The 14,168-nt window shown below is 47.4% G+C and carries 12 protein-coding genes; 6 read left to right on the top strand and 6 right to left on the bottom strand.

Features of this window, described 5'->3' with window-relative positions:
- Positions 1-75: 75 nt before the first annotated feature.
- On the top strand, positions 76-597 hold the full coding sequence (locus tag IQE94_RS14315) for a hypothetical protein (RefSeq protein ID WP_212720787.1): 522 nt from the start codon (positions 76-78) through the stop codon (positions 595-597).
- A 178-nt stretch (positions 598-775) separates the two neighbouring features.
- Here IQE94_RS14315 and IQE94_RS14320 read toward each other — a convergent pair whose 3' ends face one another.
- The 4 genes from IQE94_RS14320 to gmd all read right to left on the bottom strand — a co-directional run bounded on the left by IQE94_RS14320 (position 776) and on the right by gmd (position 5,120).
- Entirely contained in the window at positions 776-1,477 is a 702-nt protein-coding gene (locus IQE94_RS14320; RefSeq protein ID WP_212720785.1) for a GUN4 domain-containing protein, read from the bottom strand.
- A 207-nt stretch (positions 1,478-1,684) separates the two neighbouring features.
- A complete protein-coding gene (gene acsF, locus IQE94_RS14325; protein ID WP_212720776.1) occupies positions 1,685-2,761 on the bottom strand; it encodes a magnesium-protoporphyrin IX monomethyl ester (oxidative) cyclase in 1,077 nt (358 codons plus the stop codon).
- 164 nt (positions 2,762-2,925) lie between these two features.
- On the bottom strand, positions 2,926-3,864 hold the full coding sequence (locus IQE94_RS14330) for a GDP-L-fucose synthase (RefSeq protein WP_212720772.1): 939 nt from the start codon (positions 3,862-3,864) through the stop codon (positions 2,926-2,928).
- Between the two features lie 167 nt (positions 3,865-4,031).
- Positions 4,032-5,120, bottom strand: coding sequence for a GDP-mannose 4,6-dehydratase (gene gmd / locus IQE94_RS14335; RefSeq protein WP_212720771.1), 1,089 nt, complete (start codon positions 5,118-5,120; stop codon positions 4,032-4,034).
- A gap of 85 nt (positions 5,121-5,205) precedes the next feature.
- Between gmd and IQE94_RS18680 the strand changes: the two genes are divergently transcribed.
- Positions 5,206-5,337: a hypothetical protein gene (locus IQE94_RS18680; RefSeq protein WP_255611305.1), complete on the top strand. Its 132-nt coding sequence runs from the start codon at positions 5,206-5,208 to the stop codon at positions 5,335-5,337.
- A gap of 34 nt (positions 5,338-5,371) precedes the next feature.
- Complete coding sequence (locus IQE94_RS14340) at positions 5,372-6,316, top strand: cation transporter (RefSeq protein WP_212720766.1); 945 nt, start codon at positions 5,372-5,374, stop codon at positions 6,314-6,316.
- A 203-nt stretch (positions 6,317-6,519) separates the two neighbouring features.
- Here IQE94_RS14340 and ppk2 read toward each other — a convergent pair whose 3' ends face one another.
- Positions 6,520-7,386, bottom strand: a complete 867-nt coding sequence (gene ppk2 / locus IQE94_RS14345; RefSeq protein ID WP_223342181.1) for a polyphosphate kinase 2 — start codon at positions 7,384-7,386, stop codon at positions 6,520-6,522.
- A gap of 638 nt (positions 7,387-8,024) precedes the next feature.
- Here ppk2 and psbA point away from each other — a divergent pair.
- Both psbA and speA read left to right on the top strand, forming a co-directional pair.
- Complete coding sequence (gene psbA, locus IQE94_RS14350; protein ID WP_028949231.1) at positions 8,025-9,107, top strand: photosystem II q(b) protein; 1,083 nt, start codon at positions 8,025-8,027, stop codon at positions 9,105-9,107.
- Positions 9,108-9,253: 146 nt separating this feature from the next.
- Complete coding sequence (gene speA / locus IQE94_RS14355) at positions 9,254-11,233, top strand: biosynthetic arginine decarboxylase (RefSeq protein WP_212720765.1); 1,980 nt, start codon at positions 9,254-9,256, stop codon at positions 11,231-11,233.
- Between the two features lie 155 nt (positions 11,234-11,388).
- Here speA and ligA read toward each other — a convergent pair whose 3' ends face one another.
- On the bottom strand, positions 11,389-13,398 hold the full coding sequence (gene ligA, locus IQE94_RS14360; protein ID WP_212720761.1) for an NAD-dependent DNA ligase LigA: 2,010 nt from the start codon (positions 13,396-13,398) through the stop codon (positions 11,389-11,391).
- Positions 13,399-13,576: 178 nt separating this feature from the next.
- On the opposite strand from ligA, the gene IQE94_RS14365 reads away from it, so the two are divergent.
- Entirely contained in the window at positions 13,577-14,164 is a 588-nt protein-coding gene (locus IQE94_RS14365; protein WP_212720760.1) for a Uma2 family endonuclease, read from the top strand.
- The last annotated feature ends 4 nt before the right edge of the window (positions 14,165-14,168 follow it).

The raw sequence follows: 14,168 nt of genomic DNA on the forward strand, positions 1-14,168 counted from the left end.
GGAGAACTATCTCCACCGCTGGGGCATTAAAATGGGGAATATAGCCAACCCCATATCCAGCTAAATATTCCGTTTATGTCCTATCTGATCGCCGTGGTGGCCAACCGTATTGCCGCCGAAGAAGCTTATACAGCCCTGGAACAGGCCGGATTTGCCCAAAAGAATTTGACCATCATTGGCACAGGTTATAAAACTGCTGACGAATTTGGCCTAGTAGACCCGAAAAAACAAGCTATCAAAAGGGCAAAGCTGATGGCCATTTGGTTAGTGCCCTTTGGTTTCGCCGCAGGTTACTGTTTTAACCTCATCACCGGTTTGAGCACTTTAGATTGGGCCGGAGACCCCGGTAACCACATTGTGGGAGGAATATTAGGGGCGATCGGTGGAGCCATGGGGAGCTTCTTTGTTGGCGGTGGCGTGGGCTTAAGCTTTGGTAGTGGGGATAGCCTGCCCTATCGCAATCTACTCCAAGCAGGGAAGTATTTGGTAGTGGTGGCCGGTGGTGAACTGCAAAAACAGCGGGCAACCAATTTACTCCGACCCCTTAATCCCGAATATCTCCAGGGCTATACCGCCCCCGATGAAGTGCTGGTGTAGAAAAAACCCAGAGAGTTGGTCTGACTAAGGCAAAGATCCGTTGGCATTCAATGCTGATGATGGAGCGCCAAGCCGTTGCAACTAGAGATTTATCCTCCCTAAGGGCAAGAGGTTCCCCAGAGTAACTCTTTTGCGGCCGAGGTAATAGTGCTCAAGATAAACGGTTCAACAGAAAGGATTACCAACCGTATTGAGACCAAACTGGATGACTGTAAAGGGATTCCGCTACCCTTACTCCCCGCAACTGATTTAACAGAGGTAAATGACCCTGGGGTGCTGATAAATCCCAGGTAAAGCCCTTCGGCCAGCGAGTCCAAACATTGCCGCTTTTCCAGCCAATTTTGGGCCAAAGCTTGGTGAATTCTTTGCCAGAAGCTAGCCACAGTCGTCGTTGCACCGAAAAGCCGAAATTACCGTTGGAGTGGAGCCACCAAAGGGCGTTGATGGTGTGGAGGTCTAGGGCAGGGAATTTTTCCACTTCGGTGAAATATAGCCATTGCCGTTGACTGGCTCCGGGCCCCGCTAGTTCACAGAGCTTGTCCCTGGTGATTTCATCAGCGCTTTCAAAATCTTGACGTCCTAGGGCCTCATGGAGCGGTTGATAGTCTATACCTTGGGCTGATTGTAATGGGAAAATGCCCGTGGGGTAATCCTGCTGAAGTTGGGCCGTAATGGCTTCCTGTCCTAAATCCCTGAGGGTCTGGTAGGTAGTTCCCACCACTAAGAGTGGTTTTTCTAGGGGGGTATTTTTGGCCAAATAATCGAGCAGTATTCCCTGGCCTTCTTCTCCCATTGCTGCCAAAGCGGCGATCGCCGTTAACTGTTTTTTTTCTGAAGCATCATGGAGTTGTTGGGAGAGTTCGGTCAAATTATCAGACATAGAAACAGCGGGATTAATCAGCCTTCAAACCCCATTATCCGCCATGATTGCGGCGAACACACCGCCAAAAAATTTTCGGCCAGGAAAAATGCCCCAAAAACTTTACCTAAACCTGGCAAAATTCCTGGGGCGCTTTTACTTCATTCACTCACAAACCAGATTGAGCTAACTCAAACCGGCTTCAGATATATCCAGCGGAGGATAGCCCTAGCGCACAGCGCCGGCATACTGTTCCACGGAGATGGGCTTCATGAAATAGAGTTTGATAAATTGCCAGCCGTTGGAAGCAAAGATGGGCAACTTGCGTAGAGCTTTAACTACTCCGGGGGCACCGGAAGCATCGATCGCCCTTAATTGCTCGTTATTGCTAACACAGGTTTCTAGGCGATCGTAAAATTCAGGATTGTTGACATCGAGAATAATGGGGAATACCCGCCCAGCGGTTTCGTTGGTTTTCTCAATGACTTCCTTATCGTAACTCCGGGCTTCCAAACCTAAACAGGCATAAAAATCAGCCCGTTGGGTATCGTTGAGATACATGGTGGCGAAGACAGAGAGCAGGAAGAAACGACACCAAAGCTTAGCTTTCCAATCGTTGAGGGTGTGGGGTTGGGCCCGCATAATCGCATCAAAGAAATCCCCGTGGCGATTTTCGTCCTGGCACCAGTTTTCAAAAAATTCAAAAATGGGATAGATGCAGTCGTTGGGATTCTTCTCCAAATGACGATAGATGGTGATGTAACGCCAGTAGCCAATTTTCTCGGAAAGATAGGTGGCGTAGAAAATAAACTTAGGTTTAAAGAAGGTATATTTACGGCTCTTGGTCAAAAAGCCCAAATCCAGGGACAGATTAAAGTCTGACATGGCTTTGTTGAGGAATCCAGCGTGGCGAGCCTCATCCCGAGACATGAGGTTAAAGCATTCCGCCAACAGGGGATTTTTATTTTTGAGGCGCCGGCCCAATTCTTTATAGAGCAGAAAGCCAGAAAATTCTGCGGTGCAGGAACGTTCCAGGAATTCCACAAACAATTGACGTTTTTCACCGTCGATGTGATCCCAAGACTTATCAAAGGACTCATTGCGAACAAAGTGATGGCGATTGTAGTCCACCCGAAATTCTTCAAGGATGGCCCGTAACTCGTCTTCGTTGGGAGAAATATCCATTTTTGCCACCTCGTCGAAGTCGGTGGTGTAAAAACGGGGGGTGAGGATGGTTTCCTTGGCCGGAGTCTTAACACCGGGACGGATTTCATCAAATCCAGGCTTTTCGAGGGTATTAACCATAGAGTTGTTTAAAATAGTTTCCTTAACAAAGTTTGCTCGCCATCAAACCAATGGGCAGACCGTGATCGTTAGTTTAACAAGGGTTGAAACGGGGTTTCTAGAAAGATGGGCCAACTGTTACAAACTGTTACGTGTTCTGCCCCAAAGGGGAACTTTTGCGGTAGTTAGCCCCGATTTTGTCGATACCAAGCAATGGTGTTTTTCAATCCTTCCCGCAGGGACACCTGGGCTTCAAAGCCAAATTCCGCTTTAGCCTTAGTGGTATCCAAACAACGGCGGGGTTGACCGTTGGGTTGGTCCGTTTGCCAAATGATTTCGCCATCAAATTCCATCAGTTCACAGATGAGTTCGGTTAAATCCTTGATGGAAATTTCAAAATTGGTGCCCAGGTTAACGGGGTCTGGTTTGTCGTAGGCTTGGGTGCCCATAACAATGCCCCGGGCGGCATCGGTGGAGTAAAGAAATTCCCTGGTGGGACTGCCATCGCCCCAGACGGGTAACTTTTTATCGCCCCTTTGCTGAGCTTCGTAAACCTTATGAATTAGGGCTGGAATCACGTGGGAACTGCGAGGGTCAAAATTATCCTCTGGGCCGTAAAGATTCACTGGTAATAGGTAAATGCCGTTAAAGCCATACTGCAAACGGTAGGATTCTAACTGTACTAACAAAGCTTTCTTGGCCACACCATAGGGGGCGTTGGTTTCTTCCGGGTAACCGTTCCACAAATCCTCTTCTTTGAAGGGGACGGGGGTAAATTTGGGATAGGCGCAGATGGTGCCCACGCAAACGAATTTTCTCACTCCGGCTTCATGGGCGGCGTGGATTAACTGCACCCCCATCATCAAGTTGTCGTAGAACAGTTCGGCGGGTTTTTCCCGGTTCAAGCCAATGCCCCCCACGTGGGCTGCCAAGTGAATAACAATGTCCTGATTTTTCACTGCCTGTTCACAGGCTGACGCTTGCCGCAAATCAAAATCCTTGGAGCGGGGAATGGTAATTTTTTGGCGATCGCCGCCGGCTGCAATTAGTTGGGCAACGACCTGTTTACCTAGAAAGCCGGCCCCACCGGTGACCAAAATACGCTGATTTTCTAAAGAAAGCATGGTTGGTTAAGGAAATATTGAGTTAAGGAAAGGGTTTACCTTGGTTTAGCCTGCTCCCTAAATGCCCACAAATTGGGGGATTTTTCCCTCTGTTCTCCCAAAATTTGGAGGCTAGGGAGAGTTGCTAAATACCTTTTTGGGGTAGCAGTTGGCATAGTCAACGAATATTAATCGACGGCATGGCCGTTCTGGTTCCGAATAAAGGCCATATCCTGGGTCATTAATTCCTTGATCCGATCCGACTGGTTGGGGGAAGTTAAACCGAGAACAGCTAAATCAGCCTGCACCATTAAATGCACCAGTTCGGTAAAAGTTACAGAGGGTTTCCATCCCAGTTGGGTAATGGCTTTAGTCGGATCACCAATCAATAGATCCACTTCGGCGGGGCGCAAATAGCGTTCATCAAAGGCGACATAGTCCTGCCAGTTGAGGTTAACGTAACCAAAGGCAATTTCTAAAAATTCCTTTACCTCATGGGTTTCCCCTGTGGCCACCACATAGTCATCGGGTTGTTCCTGTTGCAACATGGCCCACATGGCCCGCACATAATCCTTGGCGTAGCCCCAATCCCGTTTGGAATCGATATTGCCCAAATACAATTTCTTTTGGGTGCCGGCCACAATTCTGGCGATCGCCCTGGTAATTTTGCGGGTTACAAAGGTTTCTCCCCTGCGGGGGGACTCGTGGTTGAACAAAATGCCGTTACAGGCAAATAAATCATAGGATTCCCGATAGTTTACCGTTTGCCAATGGCCGTAAACCTTGGCACAGGCGTAGGGACTGCGGGGATAAAAAGGGGTGGTTTCCTTTTGGGGAATTTCCTGCACTTTGCCAAACATTTCCGAAGAACCGGCTTGGTAGAACCTCACCTGGATGCCGGTGCGTTGTTGGTAATCCCGAATCGCTTCCAAGAGACGTAGCGTTCCCATGGCCACCGAATCCACCGTATATTCCGGGGAATCAAAGCTCACCCGCACGTGGGACTGGGCTCCCAGATTGTAAATCTCCGTCGGTTTGACATCTTCTAAAATACGACGCAGGGTAGTGCCGTCGGTCAAATCACCATAATGGAGTCGGAGTTTTGCCTCAGGGTCATGGGGATCAACATAAAGATGATCGATGCGGTCGGTATTAAAGGTAGAAGTACGACGGATGATGCCATGGACTTGGTAGCCCTTTTCCAACAACAATTCACTCAGATAGGAGCCATCTTGCCCCGTGATGCCTGTCAGCAAAGCAACTTTAGACTTTGACATTAGTTAATTTTTCCCATTACCCCAAAATACATCCCCCTAAAAATATCAGAATCTTTGCCCAGATGCCGACCTTCTGGCGATCACTGTGGTGACCAATGATTCTGGCTTTGGCGTTCTGGCCCCCATTGGCCAAATGTTAATGGAGTACTGTGGCGGGAACCAGGGGCAATATGATGAAAAAAGTTTGGCAACGGGTCAACTAAATGCGGGGGTCTGAGCTCAGTCGCCGCTTCCAAATTAAAAAGATCATAATGGCTTCTTCCTCCACCTCCCTGACTATTCTTGAAAAACGCTCCCTCAAAATAGCCCGTTTCGGCAATGTGATCATGGCGATCGCCGGCATTTTAACGGCCTGGATGGCCAATGCCGATGCATTACTGGTGGATGGTTTATATTCTGGTATTAACTTTTTATCATCTCTGGTTGCTGCAAGGGTAGGGGAATCGGTCATGCGACCCTGGGATAAAACTCGGCCCTTTGGCTACTACGCCGACGAAGCCATTTATATTACATTTCGTTCGGTGATTTTGCTAGGCATCCTTGCCTTTGCCGTATTTTCAGCCATCACAAAGATCATTGCCTATGCCTCTGGCCATGAGTTTTCAGAGATCGTCCTCGGTCTAATCGTGATTTACTCGGTGGGGATGACAGTCATCTGTGGTGGGCTATATTACGTCCACCGTTACTATTGGCTCAAAACAGGCAAAAGAAGCGATATTCTCAAGACCGAACAGCAATCGGCATTAATTGATGGCATCATCAGTGCCGCAGTGGGTCTTGCCTTTGGGCTAGCGCCCCTGTTAAAAAACACTCCCCTGCACTTCATCCTACCGGTAATTGATTCGATCATTGTACTAGTACTAGTGGCTTTGATAATTAATCAACCCATCCGATCATTTTTAAATGCCTTAGCTGAAATTGCGGGAGAATCATCCTCCCCCAGGGTTATTGCCAGTATCCATGAAGCTGTATCTGAAGCTATTCCCGCAGCAATGGACTATACGTTAATCGACGTAGCTTCGTCAAAATTAGGAAGATTTCATGTGGTCATGATTTATCTGAATGTTCATCATCCTATCCAGAGTGAATTGGTAGATGAATTACGCCTCAGCATTAAGTCCGCCTGTGAGAAGCGCATTGGTTTGGTAGAAGTGGAAGTTGTTCTAACCGCCACGCCCCGTCTTTTGGCTAGATAACCATCCCAAGTTCTAGTCTGCCCCCTGAATCGACTTCTAACAGTGTGTTTTAAACGTCTAAAAATGCCCACTAATCCCCCTTGGTTCACCTTGGGAGGGGGTATATGGTCAAAAATCTCCCTTTTTAAGCCGAAGCTTTAGTGAGGAGATTCAGGAGCATTTTTTACCAACAATGCAACTTTTCAAACGCTTTCTAAGTTTTATCAATACTTTTGCGGCACAAAGAATTGTTCATTGAGGGGGGGACGAACATAACTATGGGGGGCGATCGTTCGAGGGGGTAGCTCCAGCGGCTCTGGAGTCATATCGACGTAGGGAATTTTAGCCAAAACATGGTTAATACAGTTAAGACGAGCCCGTTTTTTGTCGTCAGCTTCCACCGTGAACCAGGGAGCTTCCGGGATATTAGTGTGAGCAAACATATTATCTTTAGCCTGGGAATATTCTACCCAGCGGTCCCTTGACTCCAAATCCATGGGACTAAGTTTCCAGCGACGGGCAGGATCCGTGGTACGGGACTGAAAACGCCGTTCTTGCTCTTCATCGCTGACCGAAAACCAATACTTCAGTAAAATAATGCCAGAACGAACTAACATCCGTTCAAATTCCGGACATGTATGCATAAATTCTTGATACTGCGCCTCAGTGCAAAATCCCATCACCCGTTCTACACCAGCGCGATTGTACCAACTACGATCAAAACAAACAATTTCCCCCCCGGCGGGTAAATGGGGAACGTAACGCTGAAAATACCATTCTGTCTTTTCTCGGTCACTAGGGGTCCCCAAGGCAACAACCCTACAGCCCCGGGGATTTAAGGGTTCGGTGATGCGCTTAATTGTACCTCCTTTGCCAGCGGCGTCCCGTCCTTCAAACAAGATGACAATGCGAGTACCGGTGTGTTTCACCCAATACTGCATCTTCACCAATTCAAGTTGTAACCGAACTAGTTCATTTTCATACTCTTTCTTGGGCAGCTTGGAACTCCCTTCTCCCTCCGACAGACGGGGAACTTGATCAGTGGCTAAATTTTGTTTATCTTGCTTAGTTTTTTTAGATTTTTTTGCCATTCTAATTCCCGTAATTTCCTAAGTTTGTGGTCTATAAAGATTTACGAAAATCAATACAAACACTCAGCTATCCTCCTCTCCCGCATCTCAAGCAGAGGTGTCCCTACCAAATTTATTTTAGGGATAAATAATAATTGATTAGTATTTAATGCTACGAAACATCAAATTATTTGAGGATGTTTTGCCCTAGAAGCTGAACTTGAGCTACCAGAGAAAAGCATCACCTAATTAATTTCTTAGACAATGAAAAATTTACGAAACTTAATAGATAGAGGCATTAATGGATGGTGAAATTTAGTGGTCAGGAGCAAAAATTTCCCGCCAGTTAAATACCAAAAATAGCCGAGTCCGGCGGTGGAAAATACAATCTAGGTGATGTGGGAAAACTTGAGGGTGAACATGGATGGTGTTAGCCCTCCTTCCGTTGGATGAGGTTTTTCCGGTTTTTGCTGTCCCTACTTATCTAGCGGAAAATCCATCCTCGCGGACACAAACAAAAGAAAAACTCATTCCATTGATAAGTTTTGCCTATATTAATTTTCCGTTACAAAGCTTTACAAAAGCCCCAGTAATCCTTTAAAGTGTTAACAGTCAGTTCTAATCTGAACCTTGACAAATACATAAGGAATTATAACCAAATGACAACGACTCTCCAACAGCGCGAAAGCGCTTCCTTGTGGGAACAGTTTTGTCAGTGGGTAACATCTACCAACAACCGGATTTATGTCGGTTGGTTCGGTACTCTGATGATCCCCACCCTCTTAACTGCCACCACCTGCTTCATCATTGCCTTCATCGCCGCTCCTCCCGTTGACATCGACGGTATCCGTGAGCCCGTTGCTGGTTCTTTGCTCTACGGTAACAACATCATTTCTGGTGCTGTTGTACCTTCTTCCAACGCCATTGGTCTGCACTTCTACCCCATCTGGGAAGCTGCTTCCCTAGATGAGTGGTTGTACAACGGTGGTCCTTACCAGTTGGTAGTATTCCACTTCCTCATCGGCATTTTCTGCTACATGGGTCGTCAGTGGGAACTTTCCTACCGCTTGGGTATGCGTCCTTGGATTTGTGTGGCTTACTCTGCCCCCGTATCCGCTGCCACCGCTGTATTCTTGATTTACCCCATTGGTCAAGGCTCCTTCTCTGATGGTATGCCCTTGGGTATTTCTGGTACCTTCAACTTCATGATCGTGTTCCAAGCTGAGCACAACATCTTGATGCACCCCTTCCACATGTTAGGTGTGGCTGGTGTGTTCGGTGGTTCTTTGTTCTCCGCCATGCACGGTTCCTTGGTAACCTCCTCCTTGGTGCGTGAAACCACCGAAGTTGAATCCCAAAACTACGGTTACAAATTCGGCCAAGAAGAAGAAACCTACAACATCGTTGCCGCCCACGGCTACTTTGGTCGGTTGATCTTCCAATATGCTTCTTTCAACAACAGCCGTTCCTTGCACTTCTTCTTGGGTGCTTGGCCTGTTATCGGCATCTGGTTCACTGCGATGGGTGTAAGCACCATGGCGTTCAACCTGAACGGTTTCAACTTCAACCAGTCCATCTTGGATAGCCAAGGTCGGGTAATCGGCACCTGGGCTGATGTGTTGAACCGTGCCAACATCGGTTTTGAAGTAATGCACGAACGCAATGCCCACAACTTCCCCCTCGACTTAGCTTCTGGGGAGCAAGCTCCTGTGGCTTTGACCGCTCCTGCTATCAATGGTTAATTCCTTGGTGTAATGCCAATTGAATAATCAGCGAATTGCACTCTCCTTTCCGGGGGGTGCTTTTTGCTTGGTCAGCAATCAGGCGATCGCCAGGGAGTCTGGGGCAGTTACCATGGGAAAACGGATTAATCTTAAACAGAGGGATTATGGGGGAAGAACCTTTGCCGGGGGAAAAACAATTGGGCAAGAAATCAAAGAAAAAAAACACTGCCTGGAGCATTGAGCAAAGCGAGGCCCTGTACCGAGTCGAGGCTTGGGGAGCGCCCTATTTTGCCATCAACGCCGCCGGCAACGTGACAGTTTCCCCCAACGGCGATCGGGGCGGTTCCTTGGACTTACTTGAACTGGTGGAAGCCCTACGACAGAGAAAATTGGGGTTGCCCCTATTAATTCGTTTTTCTGATATTTTGGCCGATCGCCTAGAGCGTTTGAATAGTTGTTTTGCCAAGGCGATCGCCCGTTACAATTACCCCAATACCTATCAGGCGGTTTATCCGGTCAAATGCAACCAGCAACGGCATTTGGTGGAGGCCCTGGTGCGCTTTGGCCAAACGTCCCAATGTGGACTGGAAGCAGGTTCCAAGCCGGAATTGATGATTGCCCTGGCCACCCTGCCGCCTCCCTTAGACCGTCAGGATAAACATGCCAAACCCCTAATTATCTGCAATGGCTATAAAGACCAGGATTATCTAGAAACAGCCCTGTTGGCCAAGCGTTTGGGCCATCGTCCCATCATCATCATCGAACAACTGCGAGAACTGGAATGGGTACTACACATCTCCCAGCAGTTAAATATTAAACCCATGTTGGGGGTGCGGGCCCGGTTGAGTTGTCAGTCGTCCAAATCCTCGGAAACTTCCTCCAGCAAGGGCGATCGGGCCAAGCTAGGGCTGACCATGCCGGATATTGTGAAGATGATTCATCGGCTGGAGCAAAATAACTGCCTTGATTGCCTGAAAATGCTCCATTTCCATCTGGGAACCCAGGTTTCAGACATTGCCCTGATTAAAGAAGCCATGCGGGAAGCCAGCCAACTCTATGTGGAACTGGTCAAGTTGGGAGCAAAAATGCGCTACCTGAATGTGGGAGGCGGTTTGGCGGTGGACTATGACGGTTCCAAAACTAATTATCCCGCCTCGAAAAATTACAATATGCAAAACTATGCCAACGATATTGTGGCGGCCATTCAAGATGCCTGTGAGTTTGGGCACATTGCCCCTCCCATCCTCGTGAGCGAAAGTGGCCGGGCGATTATGGCCCACCAGTCGGTGCTAGTTTTTGATGTGCTGGGCAGTAACCACGCGGGCTTTAATGAACCCCATCCTCCTGACCAAAATGCCCATCCCCTGCTGAAAAACCTGTGGGAATGTTACGAAACTATCACAACGGCACAATACCAGGAGCAATACCATGATGCTCTGCAGTTAAAGGCGGAGGCCAGTAGTCTCTTTAACTTTGGCTATTTGAGTCTGACAGAACGGGGGCAAGCAGAACAAATTCACTGGGCTTGTTGCCGTAAAATTTTTGAAATCACCAGACAACTGGAGTATATTTCCGAAGATTTTCAAGCGCTGGATAAAATAATGACCGATATTTACTACGTTAACTTATCGGTTTTCCAGTCAGCACCGGAATCCTGGTCTTTGGATCAACTTTTTCCCATTTTGCCCATTCACCATCTCAATGAGAAACCTAGTCAAAGGGTGATCTTAGCCGATTTAACCTGTGACAGTGATGGTAAAATTGACCGTTTTATTGACCTGTGGGATGTCAAGTCCTACCTAGAAGTTCACCCCCTAGAAAATGATGACAATCCTTACTATTTAGGTATGTTTTTAGTCGGTGCTTACCAAGAAATTATGGGCAATTTACATAATTTATTTGGTGACATTAATGTGGTTCACATTGCTACCACTCCCCAGGGTTATCAGATTGAATCGGTGGTGCGGGGGGATACCATGACGGAGGTTTTGAGTTATGTTCAGTACGATTCCGATGATTTACTCGAAGGTCTGCGGCGTCATACAGAGTTAGCTTTGAGCAATGGACAAATTACCCTAGAGGAATCCCGGCGGTTGTTGGAAGATTATGAGCAAAGTTTACGACGCTACACCTATTTGAGTTGACCTAGTAGAAAAAAATAACGGTCTTGTTCTAGTCTCTGAAATGGACTGGAATGGTGGTGAAATTAGAGCAATCTCGCTTGCTGTCCCATCACAATTTGGTTTAAATTCGACTATTTTTATTTATTTTCATTACACTACACAATCAATTTGGTTGCCTACGACTCCAACAATTGTAAAAATTCTATCTCCGATAGTAACTTAACCCCCAAACTCTCCGCCTTGGCGGCCTTACTGCCGGGCTTATCCCCCAATAGAACATAATCGGTTTTGGCACTCACACTGCTAGTTACTTTACCGCCGCTCTGCTCAATTAATTCCTGAGCTTTTGTACGACTGAGATTGGGTAAAGTCCCTGTTAACACAAAAGTTTTGCCCCTTAACTTGCCGCTGTCAGTTCTAGTTTGATCAATGCCATGGTCTGCCAATATCAAGCCCAACTCCTGCAAATGCTGAATCAATTGTTGATTACCAGAGTTGCGGAACCAATTAACCACTGCTTCGGCAATTTCTGGGCCAATGCCATAGACTCCTTCCAGGTCAGGGATGCTGGCTTGGCTTAGTTTTTCCACGGTGGGAAACTGTTGGCTGAGTAATTTGGCATTTACCTGTCCCACATGGCGGATACCTAGACCAAATAAAATGCGGCTCCAGGGTTGGCTTTTGCTAACTTCAATGGCGGCAATCAATTTTTCGGCGGATTTTTGGGCAAAGCGTTCTAATGCCAATAATTGCTCTACCTGTAAATGGTACAAATCAGCGATGGAGTTGACTAAATGATTTTCCAAGAGCGTAATCACAACCTTTTCCCCCAAACCTTGAATATCCAACGCATTACGGCTAGCCCAATGGATTAAACTGCCTTGCAAAATAGCGGAGCAGGAACTATTAACACAACGGATGACGGCTTCTTCCAATGGTCTTACTAAAATTGAACCACAGGCGGGGCAACGGGAAGGAAAAACATAGGCAGTGGTGTTTTCCGGGCGCAATTCCGGCATTACCCGCACCACTTCGGGGATAATTTCCCCCGCTTTACGAATAATTACTGTGTCCCCCACTCGGATGTCCAATTCTTGGATGCGGTCTTGGTTATGCAGGGTAGCCCGTTGTACCGTTGTGCCCGCTAATTGTACTGGCTCCATCACGGCTAGGGGGGTAACTGCGCCGGTGCGACCGACATTGACTTCAATGGCTTTGACTACGGTGGGAGCTTCTTCGGCGGGGTATTTTAAGGCAATCGCCCAGCGGGGAAATTTTTGGGTAAAGCCCAACTCGCTTTGTAGTGGATACTGATTAATTTTCACCACTACCCCGTCAGTCATATAGGGTAAGCGCTGGCGGGTCCCTTCCCAGTCTTCAAAGTATTCCACCACTCCATCTAAATCTTCACAAAGCTGACAATGGGGATTAACCATAAAGCCAGCTTTTTTGAGATATTCCAAGGCCTGCCATTGACTTTGGATTTGGTCTTCTTGCCCTGGTAAATGGAGAGTGTAGGCAAAAAATTGTAAGCGTCTTTGGTGGACAATTTTGGAATCCAATTGGCGGAGGGTACCGGCGGCGGCGTTGCGGGGATTGGCAAATAAGCTTTCTCCTTGGGCTTCCCGCTCTTGATTGATGCGATTAAATTCCTCCAGAGGCAAAAAGGCTTCCCCTCGCACTTCCACCGTTGCAGGCGGATTATCTAAATTCAACTTCAGGGGAATGGAACGAATGGTTTTAATGTTCTGGCTAATTTCTTCCCCGGTGGTGCCGTCCCCCCTGGTGACTCCCCGCATCAACAAACCATTTTCATAGGTCAGGGCGATCGCCGAGCCGTCAATTTTTAGTTCACAGACGTATTCAGCTTTTTCAATGGTTGGGGTAATGCGTTGCCACCGTTCCTGCCACTGTTGTAATTCCTGGACGTTAAAGGCATTTTCCAGACTGTAAAGGGGAATATTGTGGGCAACGGCGGAGAATTGGCTAGCGGGCTGTTCCCCCACCCGTTGGGTTGGACTGTCGGGGGTAATGAGCTCCGGGTTTTCTGCCTCTAGTCTTTGTAGTTCCCGGTAAAGCTGGTCGTAAACGCTATCCTCCATAATCGGTGCATCTAGCACATAGTAGGCGTAGCTAGCTTTTTGGAGTTGTTGGCGCAGTTGCAAAAGGCGATCGGCGGTGGTCATAGCTTATGTCTATTGTCCAAAAGGCTTGCTCTAGCAGAAATTGGCCTCCTTCTAGAGGGTTACAGAAGAGATAATGGGACGATTTCCCAGGGACATGTTACGGGGTAAGCCTTTCACTCCAAGGGCGATTAACATAGAGACTGTAGCATTTGTGCAACCCAAGTAGAGGGCTGTTCCCATGACCGTTGCCACTTCTCCTTTAACTCTCAGTGAAAGTCAAAATTTTATCCTACCCGGTCGTCACAGTTGGGAAGATTTTAAGACGATTCAAGCGGTGATGGAACAGCGCTCAGGGCTGCGTATTACCTATTTTGACGGAGTAATTGAGTTCATGACCTTGGGAGGATACCACGAATCCATCAAAACCATAATCGGATTTTTGATTGAATATTATTTGTTCTCCCAGGGTATTGAATTTTTCCCAGCCGGTAGTGCAACCCGTGAATCAAGGGAGAAATCGGTATCGTTTGAGCCGGATGAATCCTATTACCTTGGCGAAAAAAAGGAACATCCTGATTTGGCAATTGAGGTGAATGTCACCAGTGGTACTCCGAAAAAGCTTGAAAAGTATCAACGGTTGGGTATTCAGGAAGTTTGGATGTGGCAGGATAAAAAGTTCTCCATTTACTCCCTAGAAGGCGAGCATTACCAGGAAGCCTCAACCAGCAAATTACTTCCAGGTTTAGATTTTGCGCTGCTAGAGGAATGCATATTGATGCCCTCCCGCCTGGAAGCAATCCAAAAGTTCACGGCTCAATCAAAATAAACGG

The sequence above is a fragment of the Synechocystis sp. PCC 7339 genome (genome assembly GCF_019924095.1).
Taxonomy (GTDB): Bacteria; Cyanobacteriota; Cyanobacteriia; order Cyanobacteriales; family Microcystaceae; genus Synechocystis.

Excerpts from the sequence above, each read along its gene's own strand:
- IQE94_RS14315 (WP_212720787.1), top strand. The coding sequence starts at position 76 with ATGTCCTATCTGATCGCCGTGGTGGCCAACCGTATTGCCGCCGAAGAA.
- IQE94_RS14320 (WP_212720785.1), bottom strand. The coding sequence starts at position 1,477 with ATGTCTGATAATTTGACCGAACTCTCCCAACAACTCCATGATGCTTCA.
- acsF (WP_212720776.1), bottom strand. The coding sequence starts at position 2,761 with ATGGTTAATACCCTCGAAAAGCCTGGATTTGATGAAATCCGTCCCGGT.
- IQE94_RS14330 (WP_212720772.1), bottom strand. The coding sequence starts at position 3,864 with ATGCTTTCTTTAGAAAATCAGCGTATTTTGGTCACCGGTGGGGCCGGC.
- gmd (WP_212720771.1), bottom strand. The coding sequence starts at position 5,120 with ATGTCAAAGTCTAAAGTTGCTTTGCTGACAGGCATCACGGGGCAAGAT.
- IQE94_RS14340 (WP_212720766.1), top strand. The coding sequence starts at position 5,372 with ATGGCTTCTTCCTCCACCTCCCTGACTATTCTTGAAAAACGCTCCCTC.
- ppk2 (WP_223342181.1), bottom strand. The coding sequence starts at position 7,386 with ATGGCAAAAAAATCTAAAAAAACTAAGCAAGATAAACAAAATTTAGCC.
- psbA (WP_028949231.1), top strand. The coding sequence starts at position 8,025 with ATGACAACGACTCTCCAACAGCGCGAAAGCGCTTCCTTGTGGGAACAG.
- speA (WP_212720765.1), top strand. The coding sequence starts at position 9,254 with ATGGGGGAAGAACCTTTGCCGGGGGAAAAACAATTGGGCAAGAAATCA.
- ligA (WP_212720761.1), bottom strand. The coding sequence starts at position 13,398 with ATGACCACCGCCGATCGCCTTTTGCAACTGCGCCAACAACTCCAAAAA.
- IQE94_RS14365 (WP_212720760.1), top strand. The coding sequence starts at position 13,577 with ATGACCGTTGCCACTTCTCCTTTAACTCTCAGTGAAAGTCAAAATTTT.